Genomic DNA, 15,191 nt, shown 5'->3' on the forward strand with positions numbered 1-15,191 from the left:
AGGAATGACCGGCCCCGACGACACCATCGCGCCCGGCACTCCCCTGGCCGGCGGGACCGTCACAGCAGCCGTTCTGCCCGCCCCCGGCGCCGACGCCCCCCTCACCGTCTGTGTGGTCGGTGCCGGCCCCCGGGGGCTGTCCGTGCTGGAGCGGATCTGTGCCAACGCCGGGGGGATCGTCCGAACGGTCGAGGTGCACCTCGTGGACCCGTATCCGCCGGGCGCGGGCGCGGTCTGGCGGACGGACCAGCCGGGCGAACTGCTGATGAACACGGTCGCCTCCCAGGTGACCCTGTTCACCGACGCGAGCGTGGCCTGCGCGGGGCCGACGGTGCCGGGCCCCAGCCTGTACGAGTGGGCGTGCGCGGTCCGGGACGGGGGCGTCGACCACGATCTCCCGGCCCGCGCCCTGGTCGAGGCCCGACGGCTCGGCCCGGACACCTATCCGACCCGCGCGTTCCACGGCCACTACCTGGAGTGGGTCTTCCGCCACCTGTTACGCACGGCTCCCGCCCATGTCGCCGTCCACACGCACCGGACCACCGCGATCGGCCTGTGCGAGGACGCCCCGGACGGGCCGCAGACGGTAACCCTGGCGAACGGCGAACGGCTGACCGGGCTGGCCGGCGTGGTGCTGGCCCTCGGCCACGGCGCCCTGACCCCGTCGCCGGAGGAACGCGCGCTGCGCTCCTTCGCCGACCGCCACGGCCTCACGTACGTGGCCCCCGCCAATCCGGCCGACACCGACCTGAGCGGCATCGCCCCGGGCACCCCGGTCGCCCTGCGCGGCCTGGGCCTGAACTTCTTCGACTGTCTGGCCCTGCTCACCGAGGGCCGCGGCGGCACGTTCAAGGAGGGCGAGTCCGGTCTCGTCTACCTGCCGAGCGGCAACGAGCCCGTCCTGTACGCCGGTTCGCGGCGCGGCGTCCCCTACCACGCCCGGGGCGAGAACGAGAAGGGCGCCCTCGGCCGCCACGAGCCGCGCTTCCTGACGCCGGACGTCATCGCGGAGCTACGGCACCGGGTGACCGCCGGCCACCCCCTCGGCTTCCGCGACGCCCTCTGGCCACTCGTCGACCGCGAGGTGCGGACCGTCCACCACGAGGCCCGCATCCGCGCCGCCCGGGGGCCGGAGGCGGCCGCGGCGTTCGTACGGTCGTACCTCTCGGCCCCGGGTGACGAGGGCGCGGAGGCGGCCCTGCTCGACGAGCACGGCGTCCCGGCCGACGAGCGCTGGGACTGGACGCGGATCGAACAGCCTTACGGCGAACGGGTGTTCAGCGACCGGGCCGACTTCCGGCGCTGGCTGCTGGACCATCTGCGCCGGGATGTCGCCGAGGCCCGCCTCGGCAATGTGAACGGCCCGCTGAAGGCCGCGCTGGACGCCCTGCGGGACCTCCGCAACGAGATCCGGCTGGTCGTCGACCACGGCGGGGTCTCCGGCGACTCGTACCGCGCCGAACTCGACGACTGGTACACCCCGTTGAACGCCTTCACGTCGATCGGCCCGCCCGCCTTCCGGATCGAGCAGCTGATCGCGCTGATCGAGGCGGACGTGCTGCACGTGCTGGGCCCGGGAATGCGTGTCCGGGCCTGGTCCCCCGACGGCGGCCTCGAAGAACCCGGTCCCGAGAGGCCGGGCCCCGACGGACCCGGCCCCGACGAAGGCGGCCCCGGCCCGGGCTGCTTCCTCGTGGACGCGGAGCTGGTGGACGAACCCCCGGTCCGGGTCGCCGCGTTGATCGAGGCGCGGCTGCCCGCCGTCGATCTGCGGCGCAGCACCGACCCGCTGCTGCGGACGCTGCTGCGGGCCGGCGCGTGCGCGCCGTACCGGCTCGGCGGCGACGCCGGGTACGAGCCCGGCGGGCTGGCGGTGACCGACGGCCCGCCCCGGCTCGTGGACGCCGGGGGCCGACCGCATCCGCGCCGGTACGCCTTCGGGGTGCCGGTCGAGGGCGTGCGCTGGGTGACGGCGGTCGGCATCAGGCCCGGCGTGGGCTCGGTGACGCTGGAGGACGCGGACGCGATCGCCCGCGCGGCGCTCGGGCTCGCCCCGGCGACCGACCCGGCATCGGGTGGAGGGAGTCGAGGAGCGTGAACGCGATGTCCGTGGGCACCGACGCGGGCCTGCTCGCCCCCACCTGGGCCGGTACGCCCGCCGCGGCGGAGGTGACCGACGAGGCGTGGCTGCAGGCCATGCTGGACGCCGAGGTGGCGCTGGCCCGCGCCCAGCACGCGGTCGGGCTGACACCGGCGGCCGTGGTGGAGACGATCGCCTCGGTGGCCCGGGTGGAACGGCTCGACCTGCCCGCCCTGGCCCACGCCGCCCGGGCCGCCGCCAATCCGGTGGTCGCGCTGGTGACCGCGTTCACCGAGGTCGTCGCCGCGCGGGATCCGGGCGCCGCGGAGTATGTGCACCGGGGTTCCACGAGTCAGGACATCCTGGACTCGGCGGCGATGGTGATCGCGCGCCGGGTCCTCGGGCTGATCGACGGGGATCTGTCACGTGTCGCCGCGGCCTTCGCCGCACTGGCCGACACCCATCGGCACACCGTCCTCGCCGGGCGCACCCTGGCCCAGCACGCCGTGCCGACGACCTTCGGGCTGAAGGCCGCGGGGTGGCTGGAGCTGGTGGTCGACGCGACGGTGCGGGTCCGGTCGGTGGCGTCCGGGCTTCCGGCGCAACTGGGCGGAGCGGGTGGGACGTTGGCCGCGTACCGGGAGTACGCGGTGGTGGACCGCGCGGGCCGCCGGGAGACAGCCGGGCGCGGGCCCGTGGGAGCTGATCGCACCCCCGACCCGGGCGGTCCGGAGCTGTTGGGGCCCTTCTCCTCGGCGCTGGGCCTCGCCGAACCCACCCTTCCCTGGCACACCGTCCGCACGCCCGTCGCCGAACTCGGGGCCGTGCTGCAGCTCGTCACCGGGGCGCTCGGGAAGTTCGCGCTGGACGTGCAGACGCTGTCCCGTACCGAGATCGGTGAGCTGTCCGAGCCGGCGGCGGCCGGACGCGGGGCCTCCTCGGCCATGCCGCAGAAGCGGAATCCCGCGCTGGCCACGCTGATCGTGTCGGCCGCCCGGCAGGTACCCGCGCACGCGCTCGTGCTGGCGCAGTGTCTGCTCGCCGAGGACGAACGGCCCGCCGGGGCGTGGCACGCCGAATGGCAGCCGCTGCGGGAGGCGTTGCGGCTGGCGGGCGGGGCCGCGCACACCGCCGTCGAGCTGGCGGAGGGCCTGGTCGTCCACCCGGAGCGCATGCGGGCCAACCTCGATCTGACCGGAGGTGCCATCGTCGCCGAACGGCTGGCGGTGGCCCTGGCCCCGGCGCTCGGCAAGGCCCGCGCGAAGAAGCTGCTGACCGCCGTGTCGGCCGAGGCCGCCGACACCGGCAGGACCCTGAGCGAGCTGCTGATCGCCGACCCCGAGCTGTCCGCCCGGTTGCCCTCCGCCCAGCTGGCGGAACTGCTCGACCCGGCCCGCTACACCGGCGCGGCCGACGCCCTGATCGACCGCGCCCTGCACAGATACGACGGCGTGCGCGACCACGCCACGTCCAGCGGAGGAACCCTGTGAGCACCGTGAGCCGGACGACCGGCACCCCGGAGGTCGCCCCACCCACCCGCTCCTGGCCGGTCCTCGCGGTCGTGGTCTGCGCGCAGATGCTGATCTGGCTGGACACCTCGATCCTCAACGTCGCCGTCACGACGCTCGCCGACCCGGTGGCGGGCCTGGGCGCCACCCCCGGCGAACTGGAGTGGGTGGCGAGTGCCTACACCCTGGTGGTCGCCTGCACCCTCTTCGCGGGCGGCGCGCTCGCGGACCGTTTCGGCCCCCGGAACACCCTGCTCGCCGGGCTCGCGCTGATCGGCGTGGCCTCCGGCGCGGGCGCCTTCGTCGACAGCCCGGCGTGGCTGATCGTGGCCCGCGCCTTCATGGGCGCGGGCAGCGGCCTGTTGATGCCGGCGACGCTGACGATCATCGTGCAGAGCACCCCGGAGGAGAAGCGCACACGGGCGATCGCGATCTGGAGCTCGTCGAGCGGTCTCGGCGTGGCCGTCGGCCCGGTCGCGGGCGGGGCGCTGCTCAGCCACTTCTGGTGGGGCTCGGTGTTCCTGGTCAACGTGCCGATCGTCGCCCTGTGCCTGGCGGCGGTCCTGGCCGTCGTCCCCGACCTGGGCGGCTCCCGACGCCGTGTGCTCGACCTGCCGGGTCTCGTCCTGTCGGTGCTCGGCCTCGGCGGGGTGGTCTACGGCATCATCGAACTCGGCGGCGGCAGCGCCTGGTACGGCCCGCACGTGCTGCTGCCCCTGATGCTGGGCGGTATGGTGCTGGCCGTCTTCGTCGCAGTTCAGCGCAGGTCCAGGGCGCCCAGCCTGGATCTGCGGCTCTTCCGGCAGCCCGGCTTCACGGCCGGCAGCGTGGTCCTGCTGATCGCCTTCATGGCGCTGGCCGGTCATCTGTTCTACGCGGCCTTCTATCTCCAGGGCCCCCGGGGCCTCTCCCCCGCCGACGCCGGGACGGTCATGATCGCCGCCGCGATCGGCATCGTCCTGGGCAGCCAGGCCTCGCCGGCGCTGAGCCGTAGGCTGTCGGCCCGCTGGACCGTCGCCGCCGGGGTCCTGGCCACCGCCGTCACCTATGTCGCGTACGCCTGGCTCGACGGGCGGACCCCGCTCTGGTGGGTCGCCGCGCTGCTGTGGATCCAGGGCTTCGGCATGGGGCTGGTCGGTACCCCGGTCACGGCCGTGATGATGCGCGGGGTGCCGCCCCAGCTCGCCGGCGCCGGTTCCGCCGTCAACAGCGTCACCCGGCAGGTGGGCGGCACCCTCGGCGTGGCCATGGCCGGCTCGATCCTCTCGGCGGTCTACCGGCACCGGATGGCCGACGCCGAACTGCCCTCCCCGGCACAGGGCCTGTCACCTGCCGCCGAGGAGCAGGCCCGCGTCTCCGCCGAGGCCGCCCGCGCCCTGGCCGACTCCCTGAACCTGCCCTCCCTGGCGACCACGGCCGACCGCGCCTTCCTCGACGCCATGTACGCGGCAACGCTCTCCGTCGCCGCCCTCGCCCTGGTCGGCTGCGCGGTGGCGGTGGCCGGCCTGCGCTCCCCCACGAGCCGCTCCCGACGAGGCACCTGAGCTCCGCACGTACACGGACGAACCTGAGCAGCACACAGCAACGAACTTGAGCCCGCGCACGTACAGGAAGGGAGCATCCCATGACACGGCCCGCCCCGCGCTCGGTCTTCGTCACCGGCGGCAACAGAGGCATCGGACTCGCCATAGCCCGCCGCTTCGCCGGGGCCGGAGACCGGGTGACGGTGACCTACCGCAACGACGCGCCACCCGCCTGCGAGGGCTTCCTCTCCGTACGGTGCGACGTGACCGACGGCGGCCTGATCGACCAGGCGTTCAAGGAGGCCGAGACCGCCCACGGCCCGGTCACCGTCCTGGTCGCGAACGCGGGCGCCGCCCGTGACCGGCTGCTGGTGCGGATGTCCGAGGAGGACTTCACCTCCGTCGTCGACACCGACCTCACCGGGGCCTTCCGGGTCGCGCAGCGCGCGGTGCGCGGCATGCTGCGCGTGGGCCACGGCCGGATCGTGCTGGTCTCGTCCACGGCCGCGCTGAACGGTTCGCCGGGCCAGACCAACTACGCGGCGGCGAAGGCCGGCCTCGTCGGCTTCGCCCGCTCCCTGACGCGGGAGCTCGGTCCCCGGGACATCACCTGCAACGTCGTCGCCCCGGGGCTCACCGACACGGACATGAGCCGCGCCCTCACCCCGGAACAGCGCCGCGCACTGCTGAGCACCACCCCCGCCGGGCGCCTGGGCACCCCGGAGGAGGTCGCCGACGCGGTGGCCTTCCTGGCCGGCGCGGGGTACGTACGCGGCGCCGTGATCCCGGTCGACGGGGGCGCGGGCATGGGCCACTGAGGCCCACCGGAACCGGGTGGGGAAGCGGACGACGCGCGGCCGCCCGTTTCCCCACTCCGCATCCCGCTAGCTCCGCCCGCGCAGCCCCCGGTACTTGGCGACCAGGGCCTTCGTGGACTCGTCCAGACCCGGCACCTCGGCGCCTTCCGTGAGCGCCGGCTCGACGCGCTTGGCGAGGACCTTGCCCAGCTCGACACCCCACTGGTCGAAGGAGTCGATGTTCCAGACGGCGCCCTGGACGAACACCTTGTGCTCGTACAGCGCGATGAGCTGACCGAGGACCGACGGGGTCAGCTCCTTGGCCAGGATCGTGGTCGTCGGGTGGTCGCCCTTGAACGTCTTGTGCGGCACCAGCTCCTCCGGCACGCCCTCCGCCCGCACCTCGTCCGGCGTCTTGCCGAAGGCCAGCGCCTGCGTCTGCGCGAAGAAGTTGGCCATCAGGAGGTCGTGCTGGGCCTTGAGCGGCTCGCTGAGCTCACCGACCGGCTCGGCGAAGCCGATGAAGTCCGCCGGGATCAGCTTCGTGCCCTGGTGGATCAACTGGTAGTACGCGTGCTGCCCGTTCGTCCCGGGCGTGCCCCAGACCACCGGCCCGGTCTGCCACTCCACCGGCACCCCGTCCCGGCCCACGTACTTGCCGTTGGACTCCATGTCCAGCTGCTGGAGGTAGGCCGTGAACTTGGACAGGTAGTGGCTGTACGGCAGCACCGCGTGCGACTGGGCGTCGTGGAAGTTGCCGTACCAGATCCCCAACAGCCCCAGCAGCAGCGGCACATTGGACTCGGCGGGTGCCGTGCGGAAGTGCTCGTCGACGAGGTGGAACCCGTCGAGCATCTCCCGGAAGCGGTCGGGACCGATCGCGATCATCAGGGACAGCCCGATCGCCGAGTCGTAGGAGTACCGCCCGCCGACCCAGTCCCAGAACTCGAACATGTTGGCCGTGTCGATACCGAAGTCCGACACCTTCTGGGCGTTGGTCGAGAGCGCCACGAAGTGCTTGGCGACGGCCTCGGGGCCGGCCTTGAGCTCGGTGAGCAGCCAGTCGCGCGCGGAGGTCGCGTTGGTGATCGTCTCGATCGTGGTGAACGTCTTGGAGGCGATGATGAACAGCGTCTCCGCGGCGTCCAGCTCCCGCACCGCCTCGTGGAGGTCGGCCCCGTCCACGTTGGACACGAAACGGACCGTCAGATCGCGGTCGGTGTAGGAGCGCAGCACCTCGTACGCCATCGCCGGGCCGAGGTCGGAGCCGCCGATCCCGATGTTGACGACGTTCTTGATGCGCCTGCCCGTGTGGCCGGTCCACTCACCGGAGCGGATGCGCTCGGCGAAGCCGGCCATCTTGTCGAGCACGGCGTGCACACCGGGCACCACGTTCTCGCCGTCGACCTCGATCACCGCGTCGCGCGGGGCGCGCAGCGCGGTGTGCAGGACGGCACGGTCCTCGGTGGTGTTGATCTTCTCGCCGCGGAACATGGCGTCCCGCAGCCCGAACACGTCGGTCGCGGCGGCCAGCTCGCGCAGCAGCCGCAGTGTCTCGTCGGTGACCAGATGCTTGGAGTAGTCGACGTGCAGATCGCCAACCTCCAGTGTGTACCCGGCGCCGCGCCCCGGGTCGGCCGCGAACAGCTCGCGCAGCCGGACGTCGCCCTGCTGCTCCCGGTGCTCGGCCAGCGCGGTCCACTCGGGCGTCTGGTTGAGCCTGGTACGGCTTTCTGCGTTCATCTCGGACTTCAGCCTTCTTTCCTACCTGGTCCTGCCTGCGTACCTTGCCCCGCTGCCGTTCCAACCTAATTGATCACGACGGAACACGAGCTGTCGTACCCCGGTCGTACGGCACAACAACAGATACGTCCGCCTGGAGCACCGGTGTCAGCGCGACGACGGACAGGACGAAGAAGGCGACGGCGAGCAGGTCGACGGCGAGCAGGTCGACCGCCCCGAACGCATCCGGCCGGGCACCCTCGGTGCCCGGCCGGTGTACTGACTAGATCTCGCCCCGCAGTTTGGCGAGCGCCTCGGCGAGGATCGCCTCGCCGTCCGCGTCGCTGCGCCGCTCGCGGACGTACGCGAGGTGCGTCTTGTAGGGCTCGGTGCGCGGTGGGTCCGGCGGGTTGTCCCGGTCCTGTCCGGCCGGGAAGCCGCAGCGCGGGCAGTCCCAGGTGTCGGGGACCTGTGCGTCGCTGGCGAAGCTCGGCTGGGTCTCGTGTCCGTTGGAGCACCAGAAGGAGATGCGCAGCCGGGGTGCGGACTCGCCGCGCTCGGCTTCGCCCATCGGCCCCGCCCCGACCCGGCTTCCTCGGATCGCGTTGCCACTTGCCACGGTCGTAACTCCCTGCGTGATGGTGCGGCGAAGCGAGTCGGCGTTTCGCTTCGCTGCGAGCGCCTCAGTCTACGTAAGGCCCAACGCGCGTCCAGTGATTGGAGTTACATCCCGCCCACAGACGCAAGCCCCATGATAGGCCGCGCTCGAAGTCGCGTACCCGGCATGGGGCTTTACGTGCGGAATGGTGCGTCCATGACGCGTTGTTCGCCGGTGTCGGCCTGAGGGTCAGTTGTTGACCTTCATCAGGATGCCGAGTACGACAATGCACGCGAACCAGAGCAGACCGACCACGACGGTGATCCGGTCGAGGTTGCGCTCGGCGACCGAGGAGCCGCCGACGGAGGACTGCATACCGCCACCGAACATGTCGGAGAGGCCGCCGCCCTTGCCCTTGTGCATCAGCACCAGCAGCATCATCAGCAGGCTGAAGACGATCAGGGCGATCGAGAACCCCATAACCACGGCTGGACCAACTTCCTCGGATTCTGATGGACTGCGGGGACCGGCCGCGCGGCCGGTCCCCGCAAGAGTACGACGTTACGCCGTCAGGGCCTACTCACTGGTCGCGGAAGCGCACGATCTTGACGAACTCGTCGGCGTCCAGCGAGGCACCGCCGACGAGGGCGCCGTCGATGTCGGCCTGGGCCATGATCTCGGCGACGTTCCCGGCCTTGACGGAGCCGCCGTACTGGATGCGGACCCGGTCGGCCAGCTCCTGCCCGTACAGCTCGGCGAGCTTGCCGCGGATGGCCGCGCACACCTCCTGGGCGTCCTCGGCGCCGCAGACCTTGCCGGTGCCGATGGCCCAGACGGGCTCGTAGGCGATGACGACGGTCTCGGCGTGCTCGGCGGGGACGTCCTTCAGGCCGCCCTCGACCTGCGCGAGGGTGTGGGAGACGTGGTTGCCCGCCTCGCGCACCTCCAGCTCCTCGCCGACGCACAGGATCGGGGTGAGGCCGTGCTTGAAGGCCGCCTTGACCTTGGCATTGACGATCTCGTCGGTCTCGTCGTGGTACTGGCGGCGCTCGGAGTGGCCGACCGCCACGAACGTGCACTTGAGCTTGGCCAGCATCGGGCCGGAGATCTCGCCGGTGTAGGCGCCGGAGTCATGGGCCGAGAGGTCCTGGGCGCCGTACTTGATCTTGAGCTTGTCGCCGTCGACCAGGGTCTGGACCGAGCGCAGGTCGGTGAACGGCGGCAGGACCGCGACCTCACAGGCCTCGTAGTCCTTGTCGGCGAGGGCGAAGGCGAGCTTCTGGACGTGCGCGATGGCCTCGAGGTGGTTGAGGTTCATCTTCCAGTTGCCCGCCATCAGGGGCGTACGCGTGCTCATTGAGGTTCAGTCCTCCAGTGCGGCGAGGCCGGGGAGCGTCTTGCCCTCGAGGTATTCGAGGGAGGCGCCGCCACCGGTAGAGATGTGGCCGAATGCGTTTTCGTCGAAGCCCAGGATCCGTACGGCCGCGGCGGAGTCGCCGCCGCCGACGACCGTGAAGGCGTCCGAGTCGAGGAGCGCCTGGGCGACGGCCTTGGTGCCCTCGGCGAAATCGGGGTGCTCGAAGACGCCCATGGGGCCGTTCCAGAAGACGGTGGCGGCGTCCGCGATCTTCGAGGCGTAGAGCTTGCGGGACTCCGGACCGATGTCCAGGCCCATCTGCTCGGTGGGCATGGCGTCCGCCGCGACCGAGGTGGCGTCGGCCGGGGCCTTGCTCTTCAGGTCCGGGAAGGCGGGCGCGACGACGGCGTCGACGGGCAGGACCAGTTGGACACCGGTCTTCTCCGCCCGCTCCAGGTACTCGGTGACCGCGTCGAGCTGGTCCTCCTGCAGGAGCGAGCTGCCGATCTCGTGGCCCTTGGCCTTGAGGAAGGTGTAGGCCATGCCGCCGCCGATGAGGATGCGGTCGGCCTTGCCGAGCAGCTGGTCGATGACGGCGAGCTTGTCGGAGACCTTGGCGCCGCCGAGGGCGACCACGTAGGGCCGCTGGACGTCGTCGGTGAGCTTCCTCAGGACACCGACCTCGGTGGCGATGAGGTACCCGGCGTAGTGCGGCAGCCGGGCCGGGAGGTCGAAGACCGAGGCGTGCTTACGGTGCACCGCGCCGAAGCCGTCGCCGACGTAGACGTCCGCGAGGGCGGCCAGCTGGTCGGCGAAGGCGCCGCGCTCGGCGTCGTCCTTGCTCGTCTCGCCCGCGTTGAAGCGGAGGTTCTCGACGACCGCGACCTGACCGTCGGTCAGACCGGCGACCGTGGCGGTGGCGGACTCGCCGACCGTGTCGGTCGCGAACGCCACGTCGGCACCGAGGAGTTCACCGAGGCGGGCGGCGGCCGGGGCGAGGGAGAAGGCCGGGTCCGGGGCGCCCTTGGGGCGGCCCAGGTGGGAGGCGACGACGACGCGCGCGCCCGCCTCCGCCAGCGCCTTCACGGTGGGCAGGACGGCGCGGATCCGGCCGTCGTCGGTGATGGTGGTGCCGTCGAGCGGCACGTTGAGGTCGGCGCGGACGAAGACCCGCCGGCCGGCGACTGGCTCGGCGAGGAGCTCGTCGATCGTCTTCATGGAGAGGGCTCCCGAGGAGGACTTGTGGTGCTCGTGATCGTAGGAGGAACAGCTTGTGTACGTGAGTCAGGGCTCGGGCGACGCGTCCTTGCGCCGCCCGAGCCCTGCTCTCACACGGAAGTGCCCGCTCTGCCGATCAGAGCTGGCCGCCGACGAAGACCGTGAGGTCGACGAGGCGGTTGGAGTAGCCCCACTCGTTGTCGTACCAGCCGAGGATCTTCACCGAGTTGCCCTCCTGGACCATGGTCAGGGAGGAGTCGAAGGTGCAGGAGGCCGGGTCGCTGACGATGTCCGAGGAGACGATCGGGTCCTCGGTGTAGGCCAGGTAGCCCTTGAGGTCGCCGTCCTCGGACGCCTTCTTGAACGCGGCGTTGACCTCGTCCTTGGTGACCTCGCGCTGCAGCGTGACGACCAGGTCGGTGGCCGAGCCGGTCGGGACCGGGACGCGCATCGCGATGCCGTCGAGCTTGCCCTTGAGCTGCGGCAGGACCAGCGCGGTGGCCTTCGCGGCACCCGTGGTGGTGGGGATGATGTTCTCGGCGGCGGCGCGGGCGCGACGCAGGTCCGAGTGCGGGAAGTCCAGGATGCGCTGGTCGTTGGTGTAGGCGTGGACCGTCGTCATCAGACCCTTGACGATGCCGAAGTTCTCGTCGAGGACCTTGGCCATCGGCGCCACACAGTTGGTGGTGCAGGAGGCGTTGGAGATGACGTGGTGGTTCGCCGGGTCGTACTTGTCCTGGTTGACGCCCATCACGATGGTGATGTCCTCGTCCTTGGCCGGAGCCGAGATGAGGACCTTCTTGGCGCCGCCGGCGAGGTGCTTCTCGGCGTCGGCCTTCTTCGTGAAGATGCCGGTGGACTCGATGACGATGTCGACGCCCAGCTCGCCCCACGGGATGTCCGCGGGGTTGCGCTCGGAGAGGACCTTGATGGTGTGGCCGTCCACGGTGATCGTGTCGGCGGTGTGCGACACCTCGGCCTTGAGACGGCCCAGGATGGTGTCGTACTTCAGCAGGTGAGCGGTGGTCGCGGTGTCACCCAGGTCGTTGACAGCCACGATCTCGATGTCCGCACCCTGCTCCAGCAGCGCGCGGAAGTAGTTACGACCGATGCGGCCAAAGCCGTTGATGCCTACGCGGATCGTCACGAACCGATCTCCTCGTTGGTACGCCGGCTCAGTGCCGGCGAGCTGTATGGGATGTCCCCGACCGCCTACGACCCTACCTCCCCGACACCCGTCGAGTGACATCGAGATGCCCTATACATGCCGGTGCGGTCCGTACTCGCCGGTAGGGGTACGGACCGCCCGGGTTTTACAAGGTGATTACCTTTTGAGCGGCCCCCCGATCATCTGATTTCAGACGTCCGGAGGGCCGCCCACGAGGTCCTTCCTCAGCCGTTCGGCCCAGTCGGCAGTCAGTTCTTCAACGCCGCCAGCGCCTTGCCGAGCAGTGCCTTGCGGTCGGCCGCCGAGACGACCTGCTCCAGACCGAAGCCCAGCAGCACCGTGTCGTCCGTGGTGACCGCGCCGAAGGTCTTGAACAGTTCACCCGACAGTCCCCAGTCCTTCACGACGGCCGGGCTGCCCGCGGGCGGGCCGGGGGTGCTCCACGCGCCGAGCGAGGTCTCGAAGCCGTCCACCGCGCCGGGCGTGCCCCCGATGACGACGGCGGCGTTGTCGGCGAGGAGACCGCGACCGCCGCTGCCGGGGTCGGTGACATAGCTGAGCGACACCTCGACCTTCTTGCCGGCGTACGCCGACAGGTCGAACTCGACCTGCTGCCAGCCGTCGGAGGCCCCGGTGAAGCTGTTCCAGGCGCCGCTGGTGCCGCTGGGGGTGCAGCCCCCGGAGCCCACGGTCAGATACCGCTTCAGCGCCGGGTGCCCCTGGACGAAGAACCCGGCCTCGCACTCGGCGGGCACGGCGGTGGAGGTGGCGCCGCCGATGTCCGGCAGCGTCGTCCAGTCGTCCGCCCCGACGGTGTGCGCCTCCAGGAGGGCGTGGTCGTAGCCCTCCTCCGTGCTCCACAGCAGCTGGGTGCGCAGGGTCGGCCTGTCGGCCGCGGTGACCGAGGTGAGGTCGATGGTGCGGGTGAGACGGTTCCACGCGTAGTCGGTGTGCGTGGCGGCCGCCATGGACGCGCCCTCGTACGGGCCGTACGGGTTGACCGTCCCGGGGTACTGGCCCGCGCCGGCGCTCGCGAACTGCGGGAACGTCTCCACGGGCAGCGCGTCGGAGGTGACACCGAACGATCCGGCCGTGTTCAGCGGATTGCCGGGCGCGTCGCCGAGGGTTCCCGAGAAGCCGTCGAGCTTCGCGAGGCCGGCGAAGGCGGTGGCGTTCGGCAGGGAGGTACGGCTGTAGGCGCCCAGGTAGTACTGGCTGAAATCATTCGACAGCGTGCCGCCGCCGAGGTCGACGGATCCGCCGGCGCTCTCGCCCGCCTCGATCAGCTTGCCGCCCTCGTTGAGGTAGGCGCGCAGGGCGAGCTGGGTGGCGACGCCCGGCCGGACGGCGCCCGTGTAGTGCACGACCTGCTTGAAGTGCTTCAGTACACCGAGCGCGTCGGGCGCGCCCTGGGCCGCGACGTCCCAGACGAGCGCCTTCTTGCCGTTGGCCTTCAGTGCGTCCACGTAGACCTGCGTCTGGGTCGCGGTCGCGCCCTCCTCGGCGACGACGAGCGTGTCGGCCTTGCGGCGTTCGGCGATCGTGTAGGTGAAGCGCTTGCTCTTCGTGGGCTTGCCGCTCTTGGTCTCACCGGTGAACCAGACCTCGACCTTGTCGCCCGGCTCGCCGTCCTGCACCTTGGCCCGGTACTCGTCGAAGTACAGGTTGTCCGCGCCGCCGAACGTCTCGCCGCCCTTCCACGCCTTGAGTGTCTGGTCGTACGTGGGGCCGCGGCCGTTGATCCGGTACCTCAGCTCCTTGTCGCGCACGGACCTGCGGGCGACGACGGAGATCGTCTGGTCGGCGCCGCGCGAGTACGACGTGGTGAAGGCGGCCGGGGTGAAGTCGGGGGCGTCGATGCCGACCGAGGACTTCGGCTGGTCGGGCTTGACCGCGGACTCGGCGACGGAGAGCGCGAACGGGATGTTCTTCTCGAACTCCTGTTGGATCAGTTTCTCGTCGTCCGGGAACGTGAAGACCGAGGCGCAGTCCTCGGGCTTCCAGGCGTCGTCCGGGTCGATGTTCGACGCGGTCTGGCAGGTCGACATCTCGGGGGTGAAGAACGCCGCGCCGTTGACGTTGGAGGCGTGGCCGTTCGCCTCGCCGTTCGTCGTGTACAGCTCGGAGGAGAGCTGCGGGTGGTAGCCGGGGATCGCGGGGTTCTCCGGGGTGCCGGCCAGCGACTTGTAGAGCACGTCGTCCGGGCTGGGGCTGGCCACCTGCCAGCCGACGCCGTAGAGGATGAGTTCGGCGGCCGAGTGGTAGTTGATGCCGTACTCGAAGCCGATGCGCTTCTCGAAGGCGTCCAGGACCTTGGTCTCGGGCTCGGAGTTCGGGCCGTCGCCGCGGTAGGTCTCGCTGGTGGGGAACGGGGAGGAACCCTCGTTGTCGTAGCCCCACTTGTAGGCGAAGTTGCGGTTGAGGTCGACGCCGTCGCCGACGGTGATGGCGTTGTCGCCGTTGACGTCCCGCAGGTTCTTGCGCCACTGGCGGTTGCCGTCGGCCTGGTGCGTGAAGTCGTAGCCGTCCGGGTTGGCGGAGATCACGAACCACAGCTCGGTGGAGTCGACGATCTTCTTGATCCGCTTGTCCGTCTTGTAGTTGTCCAGGTAATGGTGCATCAGGCGCCGGGTCATCTCCGGCGTGATCCACTCACGGGCGTGCTGGTTGGACAGGTACAGCACCGACGGTTTGGCACCGTCCTTGGTCTTCTTCGCGTTCTTGGTCAGTTTGACCGCGAGGATGTCCTGGCCCCGCAGGGACTTGCCGAGGGAGACCACCTTGGTCAGGGAGGGGTGCTCCTGACCCGTGCGGAGGATCTCCTCCTTGAGGTTGCCGGCACCGCTGTAGGGGCGGTAGACCCCGTCGCCCGCGGCTTCCACGCGCGCCTCGGCCTTGCTGGTGAGGCGGTGTTCCGTCAGCTCGACGCCCTGCTCCTCCAGGGCGTCCGCCTGCTTGTCGGTGAGGTAGACCTCGACCGAGGCGGTGCCCTTTTCCGGCGCCTGCTCGCTGAGTTCGTGACCGTCCTGCCCGGCCGCGAGCAGCAGCGGTATCTGCTTCTTCGTCACCTCGGCCCGGAAGACCTTGACCTCTTCCGCGTCCGAGCCGTCGTTCTCGGCCGCCTGAGCGAGCGGTGCGAGTCCCGCACCACCGCCCAGCAGGAGCGCGCCGGCAGCGAGGATCGATCTCGCTCTTCGTCTCATGAGCCCCCCTTGCAGTG

11 protein-coding genes are annotated in these 15,191 nt (G+C 70.9%); 4 read left to right on the plus strand and 7 right to left on the minus strand.

Annotated elements, in window-relative coordinates:
- The first annotated feature begins 4 nt into the window (after window positions 1-4).
- From GWK25_RS29945 to fabG, 4 genes are all read left to right on the plus strand, one after another.
- On the plus strand, window positions 5-2,098 hold the full coding sequence (locus tag GWK25_RS29945; protein WP_215454509.1) for an FAD/NAD(P)-binding domain-containing protein: 2,094 nt from the start codon (window positions 5-7) through the stop codon (window positions 2,096-2,098).
- A 5-nt stretch (window positions 2,099-2,103) separates the two neighbouring features.
- On the plus strand, window positions 2,104-3,570 hold the full coding sequence (locus tag GWK25_RS29950) for an adenylosuccinate lyase family protein (RefSeq protein WP_215457688.1): 1,467 nt from the start codon (window positions 2,104-2,106) through the stop codon (window positions 3,568-3,570).
- Complete coding sequence (locus tag GWK25_RS29955; protein ID WP_215454510.1) at window positions 3,567-5,132, plus strand: MFS transporter; 1,566 nt, start codon at window positions 3,567-3,569, stop codon at window positions 5,130-5,132. Before GWK25_RS29950 ends, GWK25_RS29955 begins: the two co-directional genes overlap by 4 nt.
- 80 nt (window positions 5,133-5,212) lie before the next feature.
- Window positions 5,213-5,929 carry a 3-oxoacyl-ACP reductase FabG gene (fabG, locus tag GWK25_RS29960; protein ID WP_215454511.1) on the plus strand — a complete coding sequence of 239 codons (717 nt, stop codon included), beginning with the start codon at window positions 5,213-5,215 and terminating at the stop codon, window positions 5,927-5,929.
- A 66-nt stretch (window positions 5,930-5,995) separates the two neighbouring features.
- On the opposite strand, the gene pgi is transcribed toward fabG, so the two are convergent.
- From pgi to GWK25_RS29995, 7 genes are all read right to left on the minus strand, one after another.
- Window positions 5,996-7,651 carry a glucose-6-phosphate isomerase gene (gene pgi, locus GWK25_RS29965; RefSeq protein ID WP_215454512.1) on the minus strand — a complete coding sequence of 552 codons (1,656 nt, stop codon included), beginning with the start codon at window positions 7,649-7,651 and terminating at the stop codon, window positions 5,996-5,998.
- Between the two features lie 262 nt (window positions 7,652-7,913).
- Window positions 7,914-8,249 carry an RNA polymerase-binding protein RbpA gene (locus tag GWK25_RS29970; RefSeq protein ID WP_003957010.1) on the minus strand — a complete coding sequence of 112 codons (336 nt, stop codon included), beginning with the start codon at window positions 8,247-8,249 and terminating at the stop codon, window positions 7,914-7,916.
- A 228-nt stretch (window positions 8,250-8,477) separates the two neighbouring features.
- On the minus strand, window positions 8,478-8,708 hold the full coding sequence (secG, locus tag GWK25_RS29975; RefSeq protein ID WP_029181151.1) for a preprotein translocase subunit SecG: 231 nt from the start codon (window positions 8,706-8,708) through the stop codon (window positions 8,478-8,480).
- Between the two features lie 100 nt (window positions 8,709-8,808).
- Window positions 8,809-9,585, minus strand: coding sequence for a triose-phosphate isomerase (gene tpiA / locus GWK25_RS29980; RefSeq protein WP_215454513.1), 777 nt, complete (start codon window positions 9,583-9,585; stop codon window positions 8,809-8,811).
- A gap of 6 nt (window positions 9,586-9,591) precedes the next feature.
- Window positions 9,592-10,803 carry a phosphoglycerate kinase gene (gene pgk, locus GWK25_RS29985; protein WP_215454514.1) on the minus strand — a complete coding sequence of 404 codons (1,212 nt, stop codon included), beginning with the start codon at window positions 10,801-10,803 and terminating at the stop codon, window positions 9,592-9,594.
- A gap of 136 nt (window positions 10,804-10,939) precedes the next feature.
- Entirely contained in the window at window positions 10,940-11,950 is a 1,011-nt protein-coding gene (gap, locus tag GWK25_RS29990; protein ID WP_215454515.1) for a type I glyceraldehyde-3-phosphate dehydrogenase, read from the minus strand.
- A 269-nt stretch (window positions 11,951-12,219) separates the two neighbouring features.
- Window positions 12,220-15,174: a M14 family metallopeptidase gene (locus GWK25_RS29995; protein WP_215454516.1), complete on the minus strand. Its 2,955-nt coding sequence runs from the start codon at window positions 15,172-15,174 to the stop codon at window positions 12,220-12,222.
- Window positions 15,175-15,191: the final 17 nt, after the last annotated feature.

The organism is Streptomyces sp. ATCC 21386 (assembly GCF_018728545.1).
Classification (GTDB): Bacteria; Actinomycetota; Actinomycetes; order Streptomycetales; family Streptomycetaceae; genus Streptomyces.

Excerpts from the sequence above, each read along its gene's own strand:
- fabG (WP_215454511.1), top strand. The coding sequence starts at position 5,213 with ATGACACGGCCCGCCCCGCGCTCGGTCTTCGTCACCGGCGGCAACAGA.
- GWK25_RS29950 (WP_215457688.1), top strand. The coding sequence starts at position 2,104 with ATGTCCGTGGGCACCGACGCGGGCCTGCTCGCCCCCACCTGGGCCGGT.
- GWK25_RS29945 (WP_215454509.1), top strand. The coding sequence starts at position 5 with ATGACCGGCCCCGACGACACCATCGCGCCCGGCACTCCCCTGGCCGGC.
- pgk (WP_215454514.1), bottom strand. The coding sequence starts at position 10,803 with ATGAAGACGATCGACGAGCTCCTCGCCGAGCCAGTCGCCGGCCGGCGG.
- tpiA (WP_215454513.1), bottom strand. The coding sequence starts at position 9,585 with ATGAGCACGCGTACGCCCCTGATGGCGGGCAACTGGAAGATGAACCTC.
- GWK25_RS29995 (WP_215454516.1), bottom strand. The coding sequence starts at position 15,174 with ATGAGACGAAGAGCGAGATCGATCCTCGCTGCCGGCGCGCTCCTGCTG.
- pgi (WP_215454512.1), bottom strand. The coding sequence starts at position 7,651 with ATGAACGCAGAAAGCCGTACCAGGCTCAACCAGACGCCCGAGTGGACC.
- secG (WP_029181151.1), bottom strand. The coding sequence starts at position 8,708 with ATGGGGTTCTCGATCGCCCTGATCGTCTTCAGCCTGCTGATGATGCTG.